Consider the following 26,025-nt stretch of genomic DNA (forward strand, 5'->3'; position numbering starts at 1 on the left):
CAACATATGAACAAATTATTTCTTTTAATTACAAGTTGCTGGTTGCTGTTGATAGGGACCGGTTGCGAGAAGCTGGTTGACGCAAAGATGGAATCGAATATTACCGAGGCGGACTACTTTTCAAATGAAAGTGATTTTGAGCCGTACGTCGTGGGAATTTATATGTATTTGCGCGGATCGGCCAGAACCGGCCTGCAGAATATTACAGGCATAGCCAATAATATTACCTATGGAACGGAGCGCGGTGAAGAGCTGGTGCCAGCCCTGAACTCGCGTTTTACCCAGGCGTGGACACACAACATAACGCCTACTACCGGCGCATTTGATTACACCAACTGGTATAAAGCCATTGGTAACTGTAATCTGTTGCTGGCCAGGATCGAGGACTTCGAATTTACCAATGAAGACGTAAAAAAGAGAGTGATGGCAGAAACCTACAGTTTGCGGGCTTTCATTTATTTCAGTCTTATCCGCATTATCGGCGATACGCCGTTAATGCTTGAAGCCATCACCAACGAGCACGTACCCGAATTGCCCAGGTCAAAAGCTACTGATGTAATGAAGCAGATCATTGCCGACCTTGACCAGGCCATAGCCCTTTACCCACAGAAAACCATCCCAAGTAAATACCGGTTTTCTTACGTTGCTGCACAGGCGCTGAAAGCAGATGCCAAACTGTGGAGCGCCAAAGTGCTGGGCGGTGGAGCCAGTGATTTCAACGATGCTATTGCCGCGGTGGCCGAAGTGGAAAAAACAGGAGGCCTCAGCCTGCGCGCAGATTTTAAGGAAGTGACCACCACGCGCGCCAATAGCGAGATCATCGTTGCCGCATATTTTAACCGGGATGAAAGTTATAATAATTACGCCGTTAACGCCCTTCCTTATGAGTCCGGTATTACCGGCGCCACCAATAAGGATAGTCTGCCTTATTGCAACACTACCTCGAATGGACAGGGCGCTTACCAGATCAGTCCCAGGTCAAGGGCCCTGTTCGCCAGCAATGATAAACGCATTCCCTTCACCTGGGTCACCGAGCGCCAGGGCACAACCCCTAAAATTTCCTGGATCACCAAACTGCCTGGCAATAAATATGCCGATGACCGCGTGCCCGATAATGATATCATCCTGTATCGCCTGGGCGAAGTATACCTGATGGCGGCGGAAGCGTACGCCGGTATTGATAATACAACAAAAGCCATTGAATACCTGAACAGGATCCGTAACCGCGCCGGCATAGGTAATTATACCGGTGCAACCGATAAACCCAGTGTAGAAAGAGAGATCCTGGATGAGCGCGGCCGCGAGCTGTTCTTCGAGAACAAGCGCTGGCACGACCTGGTGCGGTTCCATAAAGGAGGTACCATCGATGTGTATACCTATGTGCCGAACCTGGTGGGCAAAACCACGCCCCTGTTCTGGCCGCTGGCAGCCAACGTAATGGCCAACAACGGCGAATTACGTCAAACGGATGGATATTAAAACAAATAATTAGCTGATGTGATAATGAAGAACCAAATTCAATACACCGGGAGTGAATAAAAACCACAATAAAAACAAATAATGGAGCCATTGCAGGCAAACGATATCAAAGGTAATTGGGCCACGCTCTTGATACCCATGAAAAACGATGACAGCATCGATTACCATAACCTGTCGGCAGAAATAGATACACTGATCGACATGCAGGTGAACGGCATATATTCAAATGGCACGGCTGGCGAGTTCTATAATCAAACCGAAGCAGAGTTCGATGCCATCAGTAAGATGCTGGCTGAAAAATGCAATGCAGCCGGTATGCCCTTTCAGATCGGCGCCTGTCATACCAGTCCCGTCATGGCGCGCGAGCGGGTGAAGCGGGCCGCCGCCTTGCAGCCCGGCGCCATCCAGGTGATCCTGCCCGATTGGTCGGCCCCCTCGATGCCCGAAGTGATCAACTACCTGTGGGTATTAAGCGAACTTGCAGCGCCGGCAGGGTTGGTGCTGTACAATCCGCCCCATGCAAAAAAGAGATTAACGCCTGAAGAATTTTACCAGTTAAAAGAAGCCGGGATCCACCTGGTAGGTTGCAAAACCGTGGGTGGCGATGCGGCCTGGTATGCAGCCATGAAAAAATGGGCGCCTGATATTTCCATTTTTGTACCCGGGCATTACCTGGCAACGGGTATCAGCCTGGGCGCTCACGGCGCGTATTCAAATGTCGCCTGTTTACAACCCGCGGCAGCCCAGCAATGGTATGATATGATGTTGACAGATCTGCCGCGGGCATTGAACATTGAGAAAGGGATCCAGTTGTTCATGAGCCAGTACATTCAACCATTTATCAGTAAGCAGGGGTATAGCAACCAGGCGGCGGATAAATTACTGGCAGCGATCGGCGGCTGGTCGAATGTGGGTACCCGTTTGCGGTGGCCTTACAATGGTATCGATGACGGCGAGGTCGCCAGGTTACGCCCGATAGCACATGAAATGATGTCGGCGTTCTTTCAGCTGAGCAAAGTCGAGCGTTGAGTTATAAAAAAGAGACAAATTAACTATGAAATTATTAAGCTATTTCCTGTTCTTCGGTTTTATTATAATCATAGGTGCACCCGCTGTAATTCGTGCCCAGTCAAACCCCGATACCCTTGCATTATTCGTATCCGGTAAAGATGGTTATAAAAGCTATCGTATTCCGGCTATTGTAACCACTAATAAAGGCACCCTGCTGGCATTTTGCGAAGGCAGGAAGAACAATGCGGCCGATGCCGGCGATATTGACATGTTAGTAAAACGATCAACCGATGGCGGCCGCACCTGGAGTAAACAGCAGGTGATCTGGGACGATAGTATCAATACATGTGGCAATCCATGCCCGGTAGTAGATGAAGAAACCGGTACCATTTGTCTGATCATGTGCCATAACCTGGGCGATGACAAAGAAGAAGCTATCAATAAAAAAATAAGCCGCAGCACCCGCACGGTTTGGGTGAGCAGGAGCAAGGATGATGGCCTTAGCTGGTCGGCGCCGGAGAACATTACAGCTACCACCAAGAAAAAGGAGTGGGGCTGGTATGCAACAGGGCCGGGCATTGGCATTCAAATAAAGAACGGCCCGCACAAAGGGCGGTTGGTGATACCCTGTGATTTCAGTTATGACGATTCAACTACCATTCCCGCACAGGGGCATTTATCAATGGGGTCACATAGTATCTATAGCGATGATCATGGCGCCACCTGGCAGTTAGGCGGCACCATCACACCAAAGATGAATGAATGCCAGGTAGTGGAAGTGGCAGATGGCAACGGCACCCTGCTCATGAATATGCGCTCCTATTTTCAACGCAATTGTCGCGCCCATGCCATTAGTTATGATGGTGGCATCAGCTGGACCGCTCCTGTTGATGTACCGGCGCTGATGGAACCGGTTTGCCAGGCCAGTATTATTCGCTATTCCTGGCCATCGAAAAAAGCAAAAAGCACCATGCTGTTCCTGAACCCGGCTTCGGCCAAACGGATCAACATGACCATCAGGGCCAGTTACGATGAAGGACAAACCTGGCCGGTCATCCGCACCTTACATGCAGGACCTTCCGCTTACTCCAGTATGACCGTTTTACCCGATGGAAGCATTAATTGTTTGTACGAAGCGGGTAAGAACAGGCCCTATGAAACTATTGTCTTTCAAAAACTGAACGCAAAGGAATTGTTAACCAGGTAAATATTATAATTTAATCATAATGAGCACACACATGAGCCATCTTAATGGATTGATATCCGCACCCTTTACACCCATGCATCCTGATGGAACTATTAATTTCAGTAAAGTACCCGATGTAGTAAACCTGTTAATTGATAATAAGGTAAAGGGCATGTTTGTTTGTGGCAGCACCGGCGAAGGACCCTCACTTACCACCGAAGAAAGAAAGCAATTGGCGGAAGCATTTGTAAAAGCAGCGAATAAAAGATTGCTGGTATTTGTGCATGTTGGGCATAACAGCATTACAGAAGCCCGTCAGCTGGCGGCGCATGCGCAGCAGATCGGTGCTGACTATATTTCCGCCACGCCATCAACTTATTTTAAAGTAGATTCCATTGACCTGCTGGTTGCCTGTCTGCAGGAGATTGCCGAAGGCGCACCGGCTTTACCGTTATATTATTACAATATCCCGGCGCTCACCGGCATCAGTCTCGATATGGTGAAGCTGCTGGAAAAAGCAGGGGACGCCATCCCTTCTTTTGCAGGTATTAAATATACTGCTCCGCTGATCCATGATTACCAGGCTTGTGTTAACTTCAATAATAATAAATACGACATTTTATACGGAACCGATGAGATGTTGTTAGGCGCACTCGCCACTGGGGCAAAAGGATTCATTGGCAGCACCTATAATTTTGTGGCGCCATTGTACAATGCCCTTATGGAAGAATTTAAGAAAGGCAATCTGAAGGAAGCGCAGCGCCTGCAATATATTTCGGTAGAAATGGTGCGGGTGATCGTGAAGTATGGCGGACTGCGGGCGCAAAAAGCGATGATGAAACTGATCGGCTGCGATTGCGGCAATGTGCGTTATCCGTTGAATCCGTTCAAAGAGAATGAATACAAATTATTGGAAGCTGATTTGAGAAAGATCGGATTCTTTGACTGGATCTGTAAGCCGAAGGCGGCAACTGTAGCTTCTTAGATAGAATAATCTTAAATCTTGCTCTGATTGTCAGTGGTGAGTGGCCAGTGGTGAGTGGGTTCCCGAAAATTTAGGTTTCTGAACAATTGCGAGGTTCTCGAATTTAGGCCATTTGAACAATAGCGAGCCCACTCACCATTCACCATTCACCAGGTGCCCTTGCCATTTACTACTAGCCGTAACGTAAAGCAATTATGAAAAAACGCTTCTTCCATTTATTTCTTCTTCTTTTTTTAAGTGTGGCCAGTTATAGTAGCGACTCTACCAAAACCTATCTCCAATGGAGCCAGTTACCGGTCATTCCCTCGCCGGTAGGATTTGCCGGTTCATTTGCGGGTGTATCGAACGGCGCCCTGGTGGTAGCAGGTGGTTCCAATTTTGGTGCAGGCACACCCTGGAATGGGGGAGTTAAAACCTGGTACGACAAAATATACGTGCTGGAACAACCCAATGGCGCATGGAAAGAAGTGGGACGATTACCGCATCCCCTGGCATATGGCGTATCATGTACCTGGCAGGATGGCGTGATCATCGCCGGCGGCAGTGATGCAGAAAAACATTACAACGAGGTGTTGCTGTTGCGTTACAAAAATGGACGTATTGATACCGAGCACCTGCCGGCATTACCTGCTCCGGTGGCCAATGCATGTGGCCTGGTAATAGGTTCCAAAATGTATATAGCCGGCGGCATAACCACACCAACTGCTACCCACGCAGAAAAGAACTTTTGGGTAATGGATCTGGCCGCGCCGGCTGCCCAACGCAGCTGGAAGGCGCTGGAACCCTGGCCCGGACCCGCCAGAATGCTGGCAGTTGCCGGTACCCAGGAGGGCGCTTTCTATTTGATCAGTGGCGCATCCCTGTCAAAGCAGCCCGGCGATAGTACCGTTCGTCGCACCTATTTAAAAGACGCTTATAAATTCATTCCCGGCAAAGGGTGGAGCCGCATTGCCGATCTGCCACGATCCGTAGCAGCAGCCCCATCACCCGCTTTCACTACCGGCCAAACGCACCTGTTATTATTTGGCGGCGATAACGGAAATTATTTTGAACAGAATGCGGCCCTGCAGGAAAAACATCCGGGCTTCTCGCGGGAAGTATTAATGTATAATTCCTTAACCGATTCATGGAGCACCATAGGGAATGTTATTACCGATAAAAAAGCAGATGCAGCAAGCAATCCCCTTGCCAGTACCTGGGCGCCGGTGACCACAACAGCTGTTGTCTGGAATGGCAACCTCGTGCTGCCAGGCGGTGAAGTGCGCCCCGGTACACGTACCAACCGCGTGTTGATGGCAACACCCGTGCAGCCGCCCGGTGGCTTTCACCTGTTCGACTGGACGATCGTAGGCATTTATTTCCTGCTGGTGATTGCCATCAGTGTTATTGTATCGCGTAACATGCAGCGCACGACGAGCGGCTTTTTTCTCGGCGGCGGAAAAATTCCCTGGTGGGCTGCGGGCCTGAGCATCTTCGGTTCCAAACTGAGTGCGTTAACATTTATTGCAATTCCCGCCAAAGCCTATGCAACCGATTGGGTATACCTGTTGAATAATGTAATGATCGTGGTGGTGGCGCCCATTGTCGTCTATTTTTATCTCCCTTACTTCCGCAAACTGAAACTCACCAGTGTATATGAATACCTGAACATCCGCTTCAACCGCCAGGTAAAATGGCTGGGCAGTTTAACTTTCGTATTGTTCCAGGTAAGCCGTTTGGGCATTGTGATCTATTTGCCCGCCCTGGTACTCAGTGCGGTAACGGGCATCAACATCTTTATCTGTATCATTGGTACCAGTCTCATCACTACTGCGTATAGTGTATCCGGTGGTATTGAAGCAGTCGTTTGGACGGAAGTGATGCAGGTGGGTGTGTTGCTGGGCGGCGCACTGGCCACGCTGTTCTTTATTGCCGGTTCATTGGATGGCGGCGCTACGCAGTTATTCAATGAAGCTATGGACCACGATAAATTCCGGCTGGCCATCACCGACTGGACGATCACCGAACCGGTGTTATGGGTGGTATTTGTGGGGGGCTTCCTGACGCAGCTCGTCACCTATTCTTCTGACCAGGTGGTAGTGCAGCGCTACCTCACCACCTCAACCGAAAAAGAAGCAAAAAAGTCAATTTATACAAATGCAATATTGGTAATACCCGCGTCACTTATTTTCTTCAGTGTAGGAACGGCCTTATGGGTGTATTACCGGCATCATCCTGCGGCGTTGAATCCGCATGGCCGTACCGATGATGTTTTCCCCTGGTACATCAGTAATCAGCTGCCTTCGGGATTGGCCGGACTGGTTATTGCCGGTTTGTTTGCTGCAACAATGTCTACGATAAGCAGCAGTATGAACTCTATTGCTACGGTGATCACCACCGATTTTTACCAGAGTGCACGGCCCGCCAGTACCGACAGGCAGCGTTTTGTGTTTGCCCGCTGGACAACGGTGATATTGGGCGCCCTCGGTTGCCTGATCGCGGTGTATATGGTATACCTGCGCAATGCTTCTATCTGGGATCAGTATATCAAGATCATCGGTTTATTCGGTGGATGCCTGGCAGGTATGTTTGTGGCTGGTATTTTCTTCCCCCGCGTGCACAGTGCCGGTATCATAATCGGTTTTGTTGTCAGCGCCATCAGTTTGTATTTTATCCAGGCAGCAGGCATCATTAATTTCTTCCTGTATCCGGCGGCTGCAGTATTCATCTGTGTGTTGGTGGCCTGGCTGACTAGCACTATATGGCCGAAGGAGGCAATAAACAATAGGCAATAGACAATAGGCAAAAGGCGAAAGGCTAAAGGCACAAGGCTCAAGGCACAAGACGAAAGGCTAAAGGCTAAAGGCTAAAGGCGAAAGGCTGAAGGCGAAAGGCTGAAGGCGAAAGGCAACGAGGCACTTCAGGCTGCTTACATTTTTTGCCGGCAACCGGTAACTGGTAACCGGTAACTGGTAACTGGTAACTGGTACCCGGTACCTGGTAACTGGTACCCGGTAACTGGAACCCCGGTAACCGGTAACTGGTACCCGGTAACCGGTAACTGGTACCCGATAAACCTGAAACCTGTAACTTGCCACTTGTAACCACTCCCATGCCGCCATCTGCCGATTATTCACATATCGATGACCATGAAAAAGCGCAACAGTTATGTGCGCAAAAAGAGCTGGTTAAACTACATCTGATGCCATTAGACTGGGGCGGACAGGACCTTGTTATGAACATCATTTATGTGCCGCCCTTTGTGTTGGAAGAAAAAGCCCGTATAGATGGCATGATAGAAGAGCTGCTGGTGGCAGGTCATAATTTAAACTATTCCGCTGTGCCAGAATATAAAGGCAACAGCTTCGTTGCCAGTAAGCTGGTAATCACCATTTCCGGCGATAAAGAAATCGAACTTACAATTGATATCTGGTAAATGCAACGCAGGTAGGCCCTGAGCTTAGTCGAACGTCCGGCGATCAGGCGTTGAACAAAGCCGAAACACTACTTAACTAAACGACACTCAATTAAAAATGGGCAACCTGCACTCAGCAAATTACCCATTCAATTTCATTATCAAATCATCACATTATCACATTATTGCATTGTATTTCATCAGCACATCAGCACATCAGCACATTATTTATAGCTGTACTCTATCTTCCCGATCAACATCTTATTCTTCGCATAACACTCATCCTTCAGCTTCAATCCTCTTTCATCATATTTATATAACCATTTCTGGTAATCGGCGCCGCCCGATGTGGTTACCAGCATCATGGCAATGCGGCCAGCTTCATCATATTCAAAAATATAATCAGGTAAGAGCCTTTTTGCGCGATTGTTGTATCTGACCACGTCGGTCAGGCGGTCTTTGTCATCGTAATAATAATACACTACGGGCTGCTCAACGCCATTGTGTACACTTCTTTCTTCACCCACGTTCTGTTTTTCATCAAGCTTAAAGGTAACGTTGGTGGTATCTGTGCCGTTCTTAATTTTCAACATCTTTTCCGGTTTGCCGGCTGCGTTATAAAACCACAGGTGTTGTTCCCGGGTGGTGTAACCGCCGGGTGAAAAAGATGTATTAGTTATACCGCTAATACGGTTGTTGGCATCATACGTATATTGAATCACCACTTTGTTGCCATCAGTGGTGTCGATGCTTTGGCTCAGCTGTCCCTTTTCGTTGAAGTAATGCGTGATCTCGTCTTTGCCGCTGAGACTGGTAGAGGTTTCGGTAGTGATGGTAGCATAATTAGATGCAACGGCCTGTGAACCGCCAAAACCCTCGATCGGCTGGTTGTTGTTATCGTAGCTGATCATTTTAACCGATCTCACTTTATTGGCCTGGTATACTGCCCGTTTTTTAACAATTTCATTGCTCATCACAAGATCATTATAGTAATGTTGACTGTATCCTGTATGAGCAATAAAACTAATAAGAAGAGTTAACCCCAAAAATCTGGTCATATTATAAACGGCTTATTTTTTTAGCGCTTTAGTAACGAATAATTTGATCCAATAATACAACGTAACTGTGAATTTTTCTGTAAAATAGCCTGTTTCCTTATTTTTAGTTAAAATTTCTGCTTTGTCACATAGTAAAGAGCGCCATGAGAAAATCTGCCTGAATTGTAATGCCGAGCTGCACGGTAGGTATTGCCATAAATGTGGTCAGGAAAATATTGAGCCAAAAGAAACAGTCTGGGGCCTGATAACCCACTTTTTTTATGACATCACGCACTACGACGGCAAATTTTTCAGCACAACCAGGTACCTGATCACCCGCCCGGGATTTTTACCAAAAGAATATCTTGAGGGCCGCCGGGCCCGTTACCTGCATCCTATCAGGATGTATGTATTTTCGTCTGCAGTGTTCTTCATCATCTTTTATTCCATGTTCAGTTTTAACATGCTTGACCGGAAGCGTGAGAAAAAAGAAGTGGAAGATGCAGAACTGACTAAACACAGCCTTGATTCGGCCAGACTGAAAGCGCTGGGAAATGCAAAGAACAGCAGTGATTCGGCAGTAATTGAAGATGCATTTACCATTGCAATGGAACCATACGTGGCAAAGCTGGAGGCAGATACTGCCGGAAAAAGCGAGGAATGGAAGGAAAATTACAGGAAGAAACTGGAACGGAGGGAAAAGAGAAGAAAGGAGCGGTATAGTTTCAATCTGGTAAATCCCGATCAAAAGTACCGCAGCATCGCCCAGTACGACTCTGCACAAAAAAAATTACCGGCTGATGAACGTGACAACTGGATAGCGCGCAAGGCCAAACACCGCGAAATAGCTCTGCATGCCCGGTACAATGGCAACCAGCGAGCCATGTTGAAAGACCTGCTGCAAAAATTCACACATACATTACCTTACCTGTTGTTTGTGTCGTTGCCGCTGTATGCTTTATACCTGAAATTGTTGTACATCAGGCGCAGGCAGTTCCTGTATGTAACACACGGCATATTTTTAATATATCTCTATATCTTTACCTTCATTGACCTGCTTGTATATTTCGGTCTTATGAAAATACGCGAGTCAATGCACTGGAACTGGATCGGCTGGCTGGAAGCGGCGGTATTGTTATATGGAGTATGGTATGCCTATAAGGCCATGCGTAAGTTTTATGGGCAGGGCAGGGGTAAAACACTGCTCAAATTCTTTATATTGAATACATTGGCTTCCCTGTCGCTCCTTTTCCTGTTCACGGCATTCTTTTTATTTGCAGTGTTTAAATTTTAACAATTGGTTGATATATGGCACAACAACAAGCGGTAGCGGATGCATTTATGCGCCTGGTAACTATTATGGATGACCTGCGTGAGAAATGTCCGTGGGATAAAAAACAAACGGTTCAAACCCTGCGGCCTTTGACGATTGAAGAAATGTATGAGCTGGCCGATGCCATTACGGAGAACGACTGGAAAGGCATTAAAGAAGAGATCGGCGACCTGCTGTTACATATGGTATTTTATGCCAGGATCGGAGCTGAACAACAGCAATTTACCCTGGAGGAAGCCATCCATGGCATTTGCGAAAAACTGATCCACCGCCATCCGCATATCTATGGCGATATACAGGTAAAAGATGAGGAAGAAGTAAAGCAGAACTGGGAAAAGCTGAAGTTAAAAGAAGGCAAGAAGTCGGTGTTAAGCGGCGTTCCGGTTTCATTGCCGGCCGTGGTAAAGGCCACCCGCCTGCAGGAAAAAGCCCGGCAGGTTGGTTTCGAATGGGATAACCGCGACCAGGTTTGGGATAAGGTAACCGAAGAAACACAGGAACTGCATGAAGCAGTGGCCGCCAATGAAAAGAACAGGATAGAAGAAGAGTTTGGCGACCTGCTGTTTTCCCTGATCAATTATGCACGATTTTTGCAGATTGATGCAGAGAACGCGCTTGAAAAGACCAACAAGAAATTTATTGCACGGTTCACCCGCATGGAAGAACTGGCATTACAACAGGGTAAACCCCTGGCCGATATGACCCTGGCGGAAATGGATGCCATTTGGAACGCTATCAAAAAACAAAACCCCGATACTTGAAGTCATTGCAGCACAAATTATTGAACAGGCAGACGTATATCTTAATAGCCGCCATCAGCCTGTTTACACTTGCCTATTTTTTGAACAGGTATGTCACTGATGTTACTTCTCCCCGGTATTTTGCGCACTTGATTCAGAACAGGATCCAGGAAAAGGAAAGGGACTTTCAGCGCATCACCAGTGACACTGCCCTGATGGGTTCGCTGGTAGATCAAACTTATAGCGAAGCCACCCTGCAAAAATTGCTCGATAAGGAAAGAGGATATGGTTTATACATTTATGACGAAACAGAATCGGAGTATGATGCACGTCCCGTGCTACTGTTCTGGAATACGCAATTGATCCTTCCCGTTAAAAAAGCGCGTGAAGACAACGAGTCGAACCAGATGGAGCGGTTAAAGAACGGGCTGTATGTATCGGAAGACAGCATGAGCAGCCGGTGGGAACGTTTATCGAACGGCTATTATGTGCATACGGCCAAGGTATTATTGTTGCGGAACGACCGCCGCCTCGTAGCCGAAGCACTGATACCGGTAATGCGTAAGTGGCAGTATAATGTGGAAACGGAAAACCTGCAAAAGGAATTTGTTGGCGTAAAAGGAGCCACCCAGCAGGTGGATATATCCAATACCGTGACTGATTTCCCGGTAAAAAGCCTCGCCGGCGATGTATTGTTCTACCTGCAGCAGAATACCATGCATGGCAAGCCCAACAATATCTGGGTAATATCGGTGATGGTTGTCGGCTTTTTCCTGTTGTTTTTGTTCCTGCACCAGTTAGCCGATTATGTTGGCCGCCTGTATGGCACCTGGTATGGCGTGGGCCTGTTGGCCGGTGTGCTGGGCGCCCTGCGATTGATCGTATATGGTTTCCCCGACATTCTTGCCTTGCGGCAGTTTGAGTTATTCGATCCCGCTATCTATGGGTCAAGTTATGTATTGAGCTCGCTGGGCGATCTCATGATCAATGCCCTGCTCTTATGCTGGGTGATCACCTTTATAAACCGGCGGATAAATGTCGCCGCTATACGCCCTTACAACGAACCCTGGAAGAACTGGCTGGTGCTGGGGGCTGCGGTGAGCGCCCTGGTGATCGTAACCTTTACATTTGCCGCCATTCTGCAAACCATGGTATCGGATGCCAAGATCTCTTTCAATGTTACCAATTTCTTCAGCCTGATTGCGACACCGTACAGCTTTGTCGGCTTTGTTGTGCTGGCGACCCTGGCGCTGAGCTATTTCTTCATGTCGCAGATCCTGCTCACCGTTTCCGGGAAACTGGTAGGTGACCGCAATTATTTCATGTTCATCGTTGCCGCCGGCATCGGTCTGGCTATACTCACCTTCACGGGCAACAACAATATTGTAGAGTTGAACCTGTATGTATTGTTATGGCTGCTGGCCTTTATGTGGCTGATGCAGCAGCGTATTTTCGCCGGCCATAATTTACGGTTGAACGTGTCAGGCGTGTTATTCTGGTTGTTCGTGTTTTCTTTCTCCATGTCGGCCGTTATCATTTTCGAAAATGGTAAAATTGAACTGGAGCAACGTAAGCGCTTTGCCGAGAAACTGGCCCTGCAGGCCGACCCCTCGAGTGAACATATGCTGAGCGTTACGCTCGCCTACCTCGATAGCAATTTTGTGGTGCAGAATATGGACCGCTTCAGCAAACCGCAAACCAATGCTTACCTCAAAGACAGTATCGTTCAAAAAAGTGTTGAGCTCAACTACAGGTATAATCTGAGGATATTTACGTTCGACTCAACAGATATGCCTTTGTACAACGACGAGCAGGCATCGTACGATACCCTGAATACGATCTTTCAGATCCAGGGTAAGAAAACAGCCATCCCCGGCATGCGCTTTTTTGAGCAGTCATTCGATAAATTCTCTTACATCTACAGGCGCGAAGCATACAACCAACAAAAGAAACTGGGCACCCTGTTCGTACTCGCCGATCCTCGGCGGTCTAAATTTGAAGCGCTTACGCCCGAACTGTTCCGCCAAACCAACGTATTGCTGCCGGAGCAGTATTCTTCGGTGTATTCATACGCCATTTACGACAGCTTGCGCAACCTGATCCTGAATTACAATGATTACGCTTTTCCCACGCATTTATCGCCTTACCTGATCCCGCAGAATGAATTTGAGCGCCGCCGCAATAATTCATTTGAAGAACTGTGGTACCGGCCTTCATCAGACAAAGTGGTGATCATTGCCCGTAAAAGTAATACGTTCATCGAGGCCATTACGCTGTTCGCTTACCTGTTCAGTACCTTTTTGTTCCTGCTGGCTTTTTACCGGTTAAGCTCTGTTATCATCAAAAGCCGGTTCCATTGGTCAGCGTTGAAGCAGGCCTTTCAGTTAAACATCCGGTCGCAGATCCATAGTACCATTCTCATGGTGAGCTTACTGTCGTTTGTGGTGATCGGTGTGGCTACCATCCTGTTCTTCATCAACCGGTACGAACGTAATAACCAGGACCGGCTTACCCGTGCCATGGGCATTATGGTGAACCAGGTGCAGTCACATATCAATCAGCACCATTCGTTCAATTATGATACCGTGTTTTATGAGCCGGTGTTCAGTGAACAAATGGAAAAGCTCATCCAGGAGATATCAGAGGTGCATGGTATGGATGTGAACCTGTACGATACCATCGGCGGGTTACGCGTGACTTCGAACCCCGATATGAATATTTATATAACCGGGGTCTTGAGCAATAAAATGAACCCGCTGGCTTATTACCGGTTAAATCATTTGCAGCAGGTACAAACCGTTACGAATGAACAGGTAGGTAAACTTGATTACCTGAGTATATATGCGCCTATAAGGGACGAGCGCGGTCATGCCGTGGCGTTCCTGAATATTCCTTCCTACAGCAGCCAGGGAGAATTAAAACAGGAGATCTCGAACTTTGTGGTTACCGTGATCAACCTCATTGCATTCATCTTCCTGATCGCAGGTGGTATCGCCCTGCTCATCACCAACCGGATCGCGCATTCATTTACCATCATCAGTCAGAAGATGCGCGAAGTGAACCTGCGCAAGGTGAACGAGGCGATCGATTGGAAGCGCGATGATGAAATAGGTGTATTGGTTCGGGAGTACAACAAGATGGTGCAAAAGCTGGAAGAAAGTGCCGAAGCACTGGCTAAAAGCGAGCGGGAAGGCGCCTGGCGGCAAATGGCCCGGCAGGTTGCACATGAGATCAAGAACCCGCTAACGCCCATGAAGCTGAGCATTCAATACTTGCAGAAAGCCATCGATAATAACCAGACAGACGTAAAGAAGCTCACGACCAATGTAGCAAAAACCCTGGTAGAACAGATCGATCACCTGTCGAAGATCGCTTCCGATTTCTCGCAGTTTGCCAATATTGGTAATCCGAAGAATGAAGTGTTCGATCTGCATGAAATGTTACAATCGCTGGCTTCTTTATACAATACCGGTGGTAACCTCGACTTTAAATGGAACCCGGTTGAGCAGCGGGTATTGCTGTTTGCCGACCGCACGCAGCTGAACCGGTTATTCACCAACCTGCTGCAGAATGCTGTGGAAGCCTGTGCTAACCGCGACCATCGCATCATAAGGGTGAATGAACAATTGAACGGCGAGTTTATAACGGTAAGTGTAACAGATAATGGCGAGGGCATTCCTGAGCAAACCCAATCCCGCATCTTCACCCCTAATTTTACTACCAAAACATCCGGCACAGGTTTGGGGCTGGCGATGAGTAAAGGTATTGTGGAGCAGGCGAAAGGGGAGATCTGGTTTGTGACCAAAGAAGGAGCAGGAACGACGTTTTATGTGAAAATACCCTTGTTAAGAGCAAATTAATTCGTAAGCGGGGTGATTCGTCTTCGTAGTTAGCGTTTGTGGTTTATGGTTTGTTGTTTGTAGTTGCTTCGCAGGTTCGGCATTCCTCATTAATTCTTAGCGGTACAAAATCCAAAATTGTTTTGAGTTGGGCAATAGTAAGACTGCTGAAAGGTAAAGAACCACAAACCACAAACAACAAACCATAAACGCGAAGCTATATTCCCCTGGCTTTCTTCCTATTAGCCAGGTATTCTTCAAACTCCGTAAGCGTAAAACTACTAAGATTCTGTTCTTTCGTTAATCCGCCTTTTTGCGCGGCGAGCACGCCATAACGGCAATCATCATAGCCATCAATGGAGTGGGCATCGGGATCGATGGAGATCAGCACACCTTTTTCAATAGCGTAATCGATCCAGCGCCAGTCAATATCGAGGCGGCGTGGGTGCGCATTCAATTCAATGACCACCTGGTGTTCAATACACGCATCGATGATCGTTACATGATCGACAGGGTAACCCGGACGGCTCAACAATAAACGGCCCGTCATATGTCCCAGGATGGTAGTATGCGGGTTACGGATGGCGTTCAACAACCGCATCATGGCTTTATCTTCCGTCATTTTCAAATTGGAATGTACGGAGGCGATCACCAGGTCGAAGGTGCCCAGCACATTATCGGAATAATCCAGGGCGCCATCCCCTAAAATATCACATTCAATACTTTTGAATATTTTGAACGGCTTCAGTTTTTCGTTCAGCTCATCGATATACCGGTGTTGTTCCCGGATGCGTTCTTCGGTTAAGCCATTGGCATACGCGGCGCTTTTACTGTGGTCGCTGATCACCAGGTATTCATAACCTTTATCAATACAGGCTTTGGCCATCTCTTCTATTGTATGCACGCCATCGCTCCATTGACTGTGGCTGTGAATGATGCCTTTAATGTCGCCGGGTTTGATGAGGTTTACCGGGTTATTCTTTACCGTTTTCAGCACATTGGCCTGTTCGCGCATCGGTGGGGCAACAAAGGGCAGGTCCAATGCGGTAAAAATAGCTTCTTCCGATGGGTAGGTAGCTGTACCGTTCCAGCCCGGTAAGGCCTGGCAGGCTGTAACGAATTCTTCGCTACCGCTTGTCTGGAACAGAACAGTGGCGAAGTTCCCGGGTGTGGCCGTATAAAATTTCAGTAATACATTTTCGGGGCCCATTACGGTGAAGATATCCTCCAGTGTTTCCCTTGTCGTGTAATTATTGGCGCCCAGGAAGGCCAGCAGTTCTGTAGTGGTGGCGGTGGTTACCCATTCGAGCCGGTCAATGATCTCTGCCTGACGCCGGAATTGTCCGGTAAGGGCAAACTGCCGTTGTGGAAATTGTTTTTTCAGGGTGGCGTCAATTACGACAGCGTAAGGTTCCGTTTCTGCATACAGGTGGCTGCCCTGGTTCTTCATATAGAACTCGATGGATTCCTGTACGTTCTTTTGTGTTTTTTCGCCAAAACCTTTGAACAGCAGGAGGCGGTTCTCATTACAGGCATACAACAGTTCACCTACCGATTCAACACCCATTTCTTTCCAGATGGTAGCGATCTTCTTGGGGCCGAGTCCTTTAATGTTCATCATTTCCAGTACGCCGGGCGGTGTTTTGGAAATGATGTCTTCCAGGGAGCTCAGTTTGCCGGTTTGCAGGATCTCGATCACTTTTTTGGCTACCGATTCGCCGATGCCTTTTATGGTCACCAGTTTTTCTTCGGGCATGTCGGCCAGGGGATGCGTTACTTTTTCAATAGCAAAAGCGGCACTGGAATAGGTTCGTGACCGGAACGAATTTTCGCCGTGCAGGTCCATCAGTTTGGCCAGCATGGAAAATTGATCAGCGATGAAGTAATTATCTATCATGTTGATTTGTGCTAGGTTAACCAGCCTGCTAAATTACTTTTTTCCAGTTTATTTTATCGTGCGTAATTACCAAAGAGGCTCCTGGTAAGTGTTAAAAACACGCAGGATGTTAACAGATTGGTTTATTTCATCTATCGTGAAAGTAATTAGAAAGGGAAACCGCTTAATAGGTTTGCAGCGAATGCTTTTATAACGAATGGCAGACGATGTAGGAGAAAATGCAATGCGTTCGAAATATTCATTTACGATATCGGCAAACCGGTAACCCAGATCGGTCGCAAGGGCATTATAGTATTCGATGGCTGCATTAATATCTTCAACAGCGGTAGGAGAAACATAAATGGTATATGACATCAGGGTTTTTTAAACCGGTGTTTTACATCATTCCATTTAAGTAAGTAATCGGGGTTGGAGGCAATATTTGCCAGTTCTTTATCCAAAGCGGCTTTTTGCTGTTCAGTAAGCTCCACCGTTTCGTCATCGGAAATTGATTCAACTGCGTTCACTTTGATCAGATCTTCGATCAGAGCGGCTGCATATTGTTTTTTTATGCGAATATGAAAAGTATTCTCAGGCATAATTTAATTTCTTTTACCAGTAATCATACTGAAACTCAATGTAATTTACTACAAAAATTGCTTAATTCCAAGGTTACCAGGTATGCCACATCCATAAGATGTGACGTACCTGGTGACAATCACGCCTCACAGTTCCACCACCACATCATCCTGCTCCACGAAAACCCCTTCGTTCAACACAACGCTTTTTACTACGCCCGCATGCGGCGCTACAATGGTCGATTCCATTTTCATGGCCTCGATAACAAACAACGCTGTATTCTTTTGAACCGTATCGCCGGCCTTCACAAGTATTTTAGACAGTTTTCCCTGCAGGGGCGCCCCGATCTCGTTATCAGCAGTTGCTTTTTTATGGGTGGGTTTTACGGATGTAAAGCTTTTATCCTTTACAAAGATCGAGCGCGTTTGTCCGTTCAGTTTAAAAAATACCTGTTTATAGCCATTCTCATCGGTTCCACCCGTATGTAAGAATTTAATAAGAATGCTTTTGCCCGGCGCCAGTTCTATCAGGGTTTCTTCGTTTGGTTTCAGTCCATAAAAGAAAACGGGGGAGGGAACATAATACACTTCCCCAAACTGCATTTTGAATTGATGGTATTCGTCGAATACCCGGGGGTAGAACAGGGCTGACAACAGATCGAGCGGCGTGTACTGCTTGCCATATTTGGTTACAAATTTTTTCCATTCCTTTTCCAGGTTCAGCGGTTGTAAATGCGCGTTGGGCCGGTCGGTGAACGCTGTTTCATTTTTAAGAATGAGCTTTTGCAGCGTGGCCGGAAAGCCGCCGGGAGTTTGTCCGAGGTCGCCGCGGAATAAACCGATCACTGAATCGGGGAAAGAAAGGGTTTCACCTTTTTCAAAGATGTCCTGCTCGGTATAACCGTTGGCGGTCATGAACAAGGCCATGTCGCCTACTACTTTTGAGGAGGGAGTTACTTTAACAATATCCCCAAACAGTTTGTTTACTACCACATAGTTCTTCTTGATGTCGGTAAACTGGTGTTCTAACCCAAGCGAACGCGCCTGTGGCCGCAGGTTGGAGTATTGTCCACCCGGAATTTCATGATCGAAAACTTCTGCCGTACCTGCTTTTAACTGCGATTCAAACGGATAATAGTATTCGCGCACATCTTCCCAGTAGTTGGAAAGTTCATTCAGTTTCGGCAGGTTCAAAGGCAATTCCCGCGGATGGCCTTTCATCATGGCCACGATGGAGTTAAAATTGGGTTGTGACGTCAGGCCCGAAATGGAAGCGAGGGCTACGTCAATTACGTCAACCCCGGCTTCAATAGCTTTTAAATAGGTGGCAGACTGAATAGAGGACGTATCATGGGTATGCAGGTGGATGGGAATATCGATCGCTTTTTTCAATTCACTTATCAGGATACCGGCCTGCATGGGTTTTAATAACCCGGCCATATCTTTTATGCCAAGGATATGGGCGCCGGCATCTTCCAGGCGTTTTGCCAGGTCGATATAATATTGCAGGTTGAACTTTTGATTGCGCTGCGGGTCGAGGAAATCGCCCGTATAACAGATGCAGGCTTCAGCCAGCCCGCCCGTTCTTTCGCGAACGGCATTGATGCTTACGGTCATACCCTCGAGCCAGTTGAGCGAGTCGAAGATGCGGAAAATATCGATGCCGTTCTTCCACGACTCCTCGATGAAGGTTTCTACGAGGTTGTCGGGATAGGCGGTGTAACCTACGGCGTTAGAGCCGCGGATCAGCATCTGGAACAGGATATTGGGAATGCGTTCGCGCATGAGCTGCAAGCGCTGCCAGGGGCACTCGTGTAAAAAGCGCAGGGCCACGTCAAATGTAGCGCCGCCCCACATTTCCAGGGAAAAGATCTCTGGATGGTTTTTAGCGACAGTTTCGGCCACCTTCAACATATCGGTGGTGCGTACCCGCGTGGCGAGCAGCGACTGGTGCGCATCGCGGAAGGTAGTATCGGTATATTGAATGGCGGGATTGTTCTTTAGCCAGTCGATGAACCGGTCGCGGCCCATTTCGGTAAGCCGGTCTTTGGAACCGGGGGTAATATGATGTTGCGCGGCATCGGGCACTACCGGTGAGCGAAAGGTTACGGCAGGATTAACAGCCGGCACATCCGGATGGCCGTTCACAATGATCTCGGCAAGGTATTGTAATGCTTTGGTGCCGCGGTCCATGCGCGGCGCGAAGTGGAACAACTCTGCATGGTTGTCGATAAAATCAACAGTAGCGTGTCCGTTCTGAAAGGTGGGATGTTGTAATACGTTTTCTAAAAAGGGAATGTTGGTCTTTACACCGCGAATACGGAACTCTCTTAACGTACGCACGAGGCGGTCGCAGGTCTCTGTGAGGCTGCGGCCGCTGGCGGTGATCTTTACCAGCAATGAATCGAAGAAAGGAGAAATGCTTACGCCGGGGTAGGAGCTGCCTTCATCGAGGCGGATGCCGGGGCCGCCCGCATTGCGGTAGGCAATGAGCGTTCCGAAATCGGGTTTGAAATTATTGGAAGGATCTTCCGTAGTCACCCGGCATTGAATGGCTACACCGGAGATCTGTAACTGTTGTTGTGAAGCGATATTGATCGGCGGATCGGTGAGGGCATAACCCTGGGCGACCAGGATCTGGCTTTTTACAATATCGATACCGGTTATTTCTTCAGTAACCGTGTGTTCCACCTGGATGCGCGGATTCACTTCAATGAAATAGATGTTCTCCGCTTTATCAACAAGGAACTCTACCGTACCGGCGTTGTTATAGTGTACCTGTTTACAGATGCGGATGGCATAGTCGTGCAATTTTTGCCGCGTTTCGGTGTTCAGTGATATAGCGGGCGCCACTTCCACTACTTTTTGAAAGCGTCGTTGTACAGAGCAGTCGCGTTCAAAGAGGTGAATGATATTCCCATGGTGATCGCCGAGTATCTGCACTTCAATATGTTTGGGCGATTCAATGAATTTTTCGAAGAACACGGTATCGTTGCCAAATGCTGTTTTGGCTTCATTGCGGGCTTCCAGCACGTTCTTCTGCAGGTCTTCCTCATTGCGTACCACCCGCATCCCACGGCCGCCACCACCGGCCGCCGCTTTAATGATGATGGGATAACCGATACGGCGCGCTTCCTGTACAGCAATGTCGATGGATTGAATATCGGCTTTACTGTCTTCGATCATAGGTACGCCGGCCTGTTGCGCTACTTTTTTCGCAGCGATCTTATCACCCAGCTGATCCATGATATGGGCTGTAGGGCCTACGAAGGCAATATTCTCTTCGGCACATCGCTGGGCGAAACGTGCATTTTCTGACAGGAAGCCATAACCGGGATGAATGGCATCGGCTTTTTCGTGTTTGGCAACGCGGATGATCTCTTCAATATCGAGGTAAGGTTTAAGCGGATCATCGTTTTTGCCGATCTGGTAGGCTTCATCGGCTTTGTACCGGTGCAGGGAGTACCGGTCTTCAAACGTGTAAACGGCAATGGTTTTAATGTTTAACTCGGTAGCAGCACGTAGTACCCGGATAGCAATCTCGCCCCGGTTGGCAACAAGGATTTTTTTAAACATGACAAGCAGTTGTAGTTTTTGTTTTGTATATCGATAAAGGAAATCCCTTATAAAAGGCTCAAGGCATAAGGCTCAAGGCTTAAAGCTGAAGGCATAAGGCTTAAGGCGCAAGGCTGAAGGCACAAGGCGCATGCTTCATACTTTCGACTTCATACATCAATAACTAGTCCTGGGTGTAGTGTTAACATAACTCATTACGCTTACTGTACAGTTACACTATAGTATGTTCACTACATTTTACATGTGACTATGAAAAAACGGTACCAGGGTAATTGCCAATGGTTTTATATAGGATTCGATACAGTTATGTAAGATAAGAGGGGGAATGCTATGGTGACCGCTGTAAAATTAAGAATTTACGCGGAAGTGGCGGAGGGGCGGGCGTTCTTCATTGCGTTAAACGTTTTGCGCCTGCCTGCCGGCAGGCAGGTTCTGCGTGCTGGTCCGGCGTTTCGCGCATGTCCGGCTTTGGCGGATTAAGCGTTTTGCTGCCGGGCAGGCGAGCGTTCTATTGGGTGTTGAGCGCCTGCTGGCTGATGTGGGTTCTGCCTTAAGCGTTCCGCGTTTTGCGTTTCGCGTTCTGCGTTCTGCATTCTGCATTCTGCGTTCAGCGTTCTGCGTTGGCTTAAGTAGGTACAAAGAAAAAGTCCTTCCGGTTGAACCGAAAGGACTTGATATTTTTTGCTTTCCAAGAAGCCGAAGTTATTTCTTCTTTGCAGCTTTCTTTTTCTTTGGAGCGGCTTTCTTAGCAGCTTTCTTTGCAGCTTTTTTAGCAGCTTTTTTCTTAGTTGCCATGTTTTTGTGAATTTTAACGGTTAGTAAATAGAATTTAACTAGTGTAAAAATAAAAACTAATTTCAAACCGCCAAAAAATTTTTCACATTTTGTGAAAAATTCACTATACACTATACAACTTACGCTACTGCTACTACGCTAACGATAGTTTTATCGTTTCTGGTCTTTCTGAATTCAACAACACCATCAGTCAATGCAAAAATGGTGTAGTCTCTTCCGATACCAACATTTTTTCCGGGATGATATACAGTGCCACGTTGACGAACGATGATATTACCTGCAATAGCAGATTGACCACCGTATATTTTAACGCCCAGGCGTTTGCTTTGGGAGTCGCGACCGTTCTTTACACTGCCTTCCCCTTTTTTATGTGCCATGGTTATTTATTTTAAAATTTCAAAACTCAAGTTTCAAGAACCAAATAACAAGAGCCAGATAAAACTCAAGAACCAAATTCCAAAAACCAAAAAAAATTCAAATTTCAAATAAATTCCAAAATCCAGGTCCAAATTTCTAATCAGGTTTTTGGATTTTGTGATTTGTATTTTGAGATCTTATTTTTGGATCTTGAGATTTGTGATTTGGAATTTATTAGGCTATACCTGTTACCTGAATTTTTGTGTATTGCGTGCGATGTCCGTGTTTTTTGCGGAAACCCTTTCTTCTTTTCATTTTAAAAGCGATCACTTTATCGCCTTGTACTTGATCAAGGATCTCTGCTTTAACAGTACCTTTAACTGCACTGCCTACAGACAGTTTACCTGCATCATCTAACAGCAGGATCTCAGAAAATTCAACTTTGTCTCCGGCTTTACCGTCTACACGCGGTACATATAAAGTTTGGTCCTTTTGAACCTTAAATTGCTGTCCGGCGATTTTAACTATTGCAAACATAGGTTTCCAAAATTAGGAGTGCAAAGGTAAGGGTTTGCATCAGATTGTGAAGGCTTTAACGAAACATTTTTTTCAGGTTTTTGCCCTGGAAATGGCCGGTTTTCAGGCAAATTAGTAAGAAATATTGATTGTTAACTGTTTACAGGCCGGGCGAAACCATAACATTATATACTATAGATTGAATTCAGTGGCCGGTTACCGGTTTCCAGTTACCGGGGCGCAGCGACTGAAAACTATGAACTTTAAACTGTAAACTGATTTCCCGGTATATGGTAACAAGTAACTATTTTTAACACCTGCTTCTTCGAACATTCAGACATTGAACGAGTTAATTAATGTTTTGAGCGATTTGCAGCAAATCAATCTTTGCGCATTTCACTAATTGACGTAGGTTTGTTTCTCCTAACGATGGAATACGGGATTCAATGAAAATAAAATCGTTTCTGGCAAAACCATTTGCCCATTATATATATAAAGGTATCAGAAAGGGCATGGCCACCGCAGTAGCAGACCAGGAAAACATCCTGAAGGAACTGCTCAAAATAGGTAAGCTAACTGAATTTGGTAAAGACCACCGTTTACCGGAAATAAATGTGCATGAAGAGTATGTTCAGGCCGTACCTATCCGGGATTACGAACAGTTCAAGCCCTATATTGAAAAGATCAAGGAAGGCAAACACAATGTTCTGTGGAAAGGACTGCCAATTTACCTGGCTAAAACTTCCGGCACCACCAGTGGTGTAAAGTATATTCCCATCAGTAAAGAATCGATCGACAACCACATCAACACGGCACGTAATGCCCTGCTTTGTTATATTGCCGAATCGGGAAATACTACGTTTACCGATGGTAAAATGATCTTTTTATCGGGTTCGCCCGAACTGGAACGCATTGGAGGGATACCTACAGGCCGTTTGAGCGGCATCGTAAACCATCATGTGCCCAGTTACCTGCGCAAAAATCAGTTACCCTCGTATGAAACCAACTGTATAGATGACTGGGAAACCAAGCTCGATAAAATAGTAGCGGAAACCATCAAACAGGATATGACCCTCATCAGCGGCATTCCGCCATGGGCGCAAATGTATTTCGACAGGCTGATGGAGAAGACCGGCAAAAAGATCAAAGAGATATTTCCGAATTTCTCGGTGCTGGTGCATGGTGGTGTGAACTTTGAACCATACAGAACCAAATTGTTCGACAGCATCGGCGCACGGATAGCCGCTATTGAAACATTTCCGGCATCGGAAGGTTTTATGGCATTCCAGGATTCCCAGGAAGCAGAAGGATTATTATTGAATACTAACAGCGGAATATTCTTTGAATTTGTTCCGGCTGGTGAAATATTTAATGCCAACCCCACCCGTTTATCACTGAAAGATGTGAAAGTGGGCGAGAATTATGCCCTTATCATAAACAGCAATGCAGGTTTATGGGGATATAATATCGGCGATACTGTTAAATTTGTTTCAACAAATCCGTACAGGCTGGTAGTGACCGGTCGTATCAAACATTTTATTTCGGCATTTGGCGAGCATGTTATTGGGGAAGAAGTAGAACAAAGCCTTATAAAAGCCGCAGAAGAAGAAGGGGTGCATATCACTGAATTTACGGTAGCGCCCATGATCCAACAGGGCAAAGGCAAATCGTACCACGAGTGGTTCATCGAGTTCGAGAACAAACCGGAGAACCTCGACCGTTTTGCCGAGAAGGTGGATGTGAATCTGCGCAAAAAGAATATTTACTACAACGATCTCATCACTGGCAATATATTGTTACCATTACATATTCGCCCGGTTAAAAAACATGGCTTCATAGATTATATGAAATCCATTGGTAAATTAGGCGGTCAGAATAAAGTGCCGCGCTTAAGCAATGATCGTAATATTGCCTCGGCACTCGAAAAATATGTAGAGTAGTTTTAACGTTAACGCTGTCTGATCAGCTTACTAAACAAATTATTGAAACCGGATCATGTCGAACAGTTTTCCACACAGACGTATTGCAATATTTGGATCAACAGGCTCAATTGGCTGTCAGGCGTTGGAAGTGATAGCCGCTAATCCCGACAAATTCACAGCGGAAATATTAACCGCTTTCAGCAATGATGAGCTGTTGATAAAACAGGCCCTGCAGTTCAATCCGCATATTGTGGTAATTGGAGATGAAAATAAATACCTCACGGTAAAAGAAGCCCTTTCGCATACCGATATAAAAGTATTTGCCGGCGAGAAAGCATTGGAAGATGTGGCAGGCATGGATTGTTATGATATGATGCTGGCCGCCATTGTAGGTTTTGCCGGCTTACGCCCTACACTATGCGCGTTGGAAGCGGGGAAAGCGATTGCGCTGGCCAATAAAGAAACTTTGGTAGTGGCAGGTGATATTGTGATGCAGAAAGCCATTGAAAAACGCGTGCCGGTCATTCCGGTAGATTCAGAACATTCAGCCATCTTCCAGTGTCTGGTAGGAGAGACCCGCAACAAGATCGAAAAAGTTATATTAACAGCCAGTGGCGGACCATTCCTGGGTAAGAAGCCCAACTACCTGGTGAATGTAAAGCGCGACCATGCGCTGCAGCATCCCAACTGGCAAATGGGCGCCAAGATCACCATCGATTCGGCTACCCTGATGAACAAGGGCCTCGAAATGATCGAAGCCCGCTGGTTGTTCGACCTGGGTCCCGAGCAGGTACAGGTATTGGTTCATCCCCAAAGTATTATTCATAGCCTTGTTCAGTTTGAAGACGGCAGCATTAAAGCACAGATGGGACTGCCCGATATGAAGCTGCCCATTCAATATGCACTGGCATTCCCCCACCGAATTCCCAACGAGTTTCCCCGGTATAATTTCAAGAATCCCAGCCAGCTTACATTTGAGGAACCCGATACCAAAACATTCAGGAATCTGATACTGGCAACAGAAGCCCTTTTCAGGGGTGGAAATCAGCCCTGTGTGCTGAACGCCGCCAATGAAATAGCCGTATTTGCTTTTTTACGCAATCGTATTGGCTTTTTAGATATGACCGACCTGATTGAAAGAACCCTGCAACACGTGCCGGTTATTGAAAAACCCACGCTGGAAGAATATTTTGACAGCGATGGCGAGGCCCGTAATTTTGCTGCCTCACTTATAAAGTTGTAGTTTAGGCTAAGAGGAACTATGAATGATAATGAAAAGGTGGTGATACGGGTTACAAGTTCAAAGTTCCATGTTACATGTTCCATGTTTCAGGGCTTTTTTCCCTGTAACTTGAAACCTGGAACTCCTTCAATCAAGGCCAGCGCTGACTTTGTAACTCC

At 46.8% G+C, this 26,025-nt stretch carries 19 protein-coding genes; 11 read left to right on the forward strand and 8 right to left on the reverse strand.

The window, feature by feature from the left end; translation table 11 throughout:
* The first annotated feature begins 6 nt into the window (after positions 1-6).
* From JUB15_RS01200 to JUB15_RS01220, 5 genes are all read left to right on the forward strand, one after another.
* Positions 7-1,479: a RagB/SusD family nutrient uptake outer membrane protein gene (locus tag JUB15_RS01200; protein ID WP_207510414.1), complete on the forward strand. Its 1,473-nt coding sequence runs from the start codon at positions 7-9 to the stop codon at positions 1,477-1,479.
* Between the two features lie 81 nt (positions 1,480-1,560).
* Positions 1,561-2,508, forward strand: coding sequence for a dihydrodipicolinate synthase family protein (locus JUB15_RS01205; RefSeq protein ID WP_207510415.1), 948 nt, complete (start codon positions 1,561-1,563; stop codon positions 2,506-2,508).
* A gap of 25 nt (positions 2,509-2,533) precedes the next feature.
* Complete coding sequence (locus tag JUB15_RS01210; protein WP_207510416.1) at positions 2,534-3,697, forward strand: sialidase family protein; 1,164 nt, start codon at positions 2,534-2,536, stop codon at positions 3,695-3,697.
* Between the two features lie 19 nt (positions 3,698-3,716).
* Complete coding sequence (locus JUB15_RS01215; RefSeq protein WP_207510417.1) at positions 3,717-4,661, forward strand: dihydrodipicolinate synthase family protein; 945 nt, start codon at positions 3,717-3,719, stop codon at positions 4,659-4,661.
* Positions 4,662-4,855: 194 nt separating this feature from the next.
* Complete coding sequence (locus JUB15_RS01220; RefSeq protein ID WP_207510418.1) at positions 4,856-7,435, forward strand: sodium:solute symporter family protein; 2,580 nt, start codon at positions 4,856-4,858, stop codon at positions 7,433-7,435.
* Positions 7,436-7,499: 64 nt separating this feature from the next.
* On the opposite strand, the gene JUB15_RS01225 is transcribed toward JUB15_RS01220, so the two are convergent.
* Entirely contained in the window at positions 7,500-7,754 is a 255-nt protein-coding gene (locus JUB15_RS01225) for a hypothetical protein (protein ID WP_207510419.1), read from the reverse strand.
* Here JUB15_RS01225 and JUB15_RS01230 point away from each other — a divergent pair.
* Positions 7,753-8,076, forward strand: a complete 324-nt coding sequence (locus JUB15_RS01230; RefSeq protein WP_207510420.1) for a hypothetical protein — start codon at positions 7,753-7,755, stop codon at positions 8,074-8,076. The two genes, JUB15_RS01225 and JUB15_RS01230, sit on opposite strands and share 2 nt — an antisense overlap.
* Positions 8,077-8,279: 203 nt before the next feature.
* Here JUB15_RS01230 and JUB15_RS01235 read toward each other — a convergent pair whose 3' ends face one another.
* Complete coding sequence (locus JUB15_RS01235) at positions 8,280-9,029, reverse strand: hypothetical protein (RefSeq protein ID WP_207510421.1); 750 nt, start codon at positions 9,027-9,029, stop codon at positions 8,280-8,282.
* A 205-nt stretch (positions 9,030-9,234) separates the two neighbouring features.
* On the opposite strand from JUB15_RS01235, the gene JUB15_RS01240 reads away from it, so the two are divergent.
* The 3 genes from JUB15_RS01240 to JUB15_RS01250 are packed head-to-tail and all read left to right on the forward strand — an operon-like array spanning position 9,235 to position 15,025.
* Positions 9,235-10,386 (forward strand): DUF3667 domain-containing protein, encoded by a 1,152-nt coding sequence (locus JUB15_RS01240; protein ID WP_207510422.1) that lies wholly within the window; start codon positions 9,235-9,237, stop codon positions 10,384-10,386.
* A gap of 14 nt (positions 10,387-10,400) precedes the next feature.
* A complete protein-coding gene (mazG, locus tag JUB15_RS01245) occupies positions 10,401-11,186 on the forward strand; it encodes a nucleoside triphosphate pyrophosphohydrolase (protein ID WP_207510423.1) in 786 nt (261 codons plus the stop codon).
* Entirely contained in the window at positions 11,183-15,025 is a 3,843-nt protein-coding gene (locus tag JUB15_RS01250; protein WP_207510424.1) for a sensor histidine kinase, read from the forward strand. The genes mazG and JUB15_RS01250 overlap by 4 nt, the downstream gene beginning before the upstream one ends.
* A gap of 196 nt (positions 15,026-15,221) precedes the next feature.
* Here JUB15_RS01250 and JUB15_RS01255 read toward each other — a convergent pair whose 3' ends face one another.
* From JUB15_RS01255 to rplU, 6 genes are all read right to left on the reverse strand, one after another.
* Entirely contained in the window at positions 15,222-16,901 is a 1,680-nt protein-coding gene (locus JUB15_RS01255; RefSeq protein WP_207510425.1) for a DNA polymerase/3'-5' exonuclease PolX, read from the reverse strand.
* Between the two features lie 66 nt (positions 16,902-16,967).
* Positions 16,968-17,255: a hypothetical protein gene (locus JUB15_RS01260; RefSeq protein WP_207510426.1), complete on the reverse strand. Its 288-nt coding sequence runs from the start codon at positions 17,253-17,255 to the stop codon at positions 16,968-16,970.
* Positions 17,255-17,479, reverse strand: a complete 225-nt coding sequence (locus tag JUB15_RS01265) for an addiction module protein (RefSeq protein WP_207510427.1) — start codon at positions 17,477-17,479, stop codon at positions 17,255-17,257. The genes JUB15_RS01260 and JUB15_RS01265 overlap by 1 nt, the downstream gene beginning before the upstream one ends.
* A 126-nt stretch (positions 17,480-17,605) precedes the next feature.
* A complete protein-coding gene (locus JUB15_RS01270; RefSeq protein WP_207510428.1) occupies positions 17,606-21,034 on the reverse strand; it encodes a pyruvate carboxylase in 3,429 nt (1,142 codons plus the stop codon).
* A 914-nt stretch (positions 21,035-21,948) separates the two neighbouring features.
* Positions 21,949-22,206 (reverse strand): 50S ribosomal protein L27, encoded by a 258-nt coding sequence (rpmA, locus tag JUB15_RS01275; protein ID WP_205510635.1) that lies wholly within the window; start codon positions 22,204-22,206, stop codon positions 21,949-21,951.
* A 214-nt stretch (positions 22,207-22,420) separates the two neighbouring features.
* Complete coding sequence (gene rplU, locus JUB15_RS01280) at positions 22,421-22,723, reverse strand: 50S ribosomal protein L21 (RefSeq protein ID WP_207510429.1); 303 nt, start codon at positions 22,721-22,723, stop codon at positions 22,421-22,423.
* 425 nt (positions 22,724-23,148) lie between these two features.
* Between rplU and JUB15_RS01285 the strand changes: the two genes are divergently transcribed.
* Positions 23,149-24,642, forward strand: a complete 1,494-nt coding sequence (locus JUB15_RS01285) for a GH3 auxin-responsive promoter family protein (RefSeq protein ID WP_207510430.1) — start codon at positions 23,149-23,151, stop codon at positions 24,640-24,642.
* A gap of 55 nt (positions 24,643-24,697) precedes the next feature.
* Positions 24,698-25,867, forward strand: coding sequence for a 1-deoxy-D-xylulose-5-phosphate reductoisomerase (locus JUB15_RS01290; protein WP_207510431.1), 1,170 nt, complete (start codon positions 24,698-24,700; stop codon positions 25,865-25,867).
* The last annotated feature ends 158 nt before the right edge of the window (positions 25,868-26,025 follow it).

It is taken from the genome of Longitalea luteola, assembly GCF_017356035.1.
In the GTDB taxonomy this organism is placed as follows: domain Bacteria; phylum Bacteroidota; class Bacteroidia; order Chitinophagales; family Chitinophagaceae; genus Niastella; species Niastella luteola.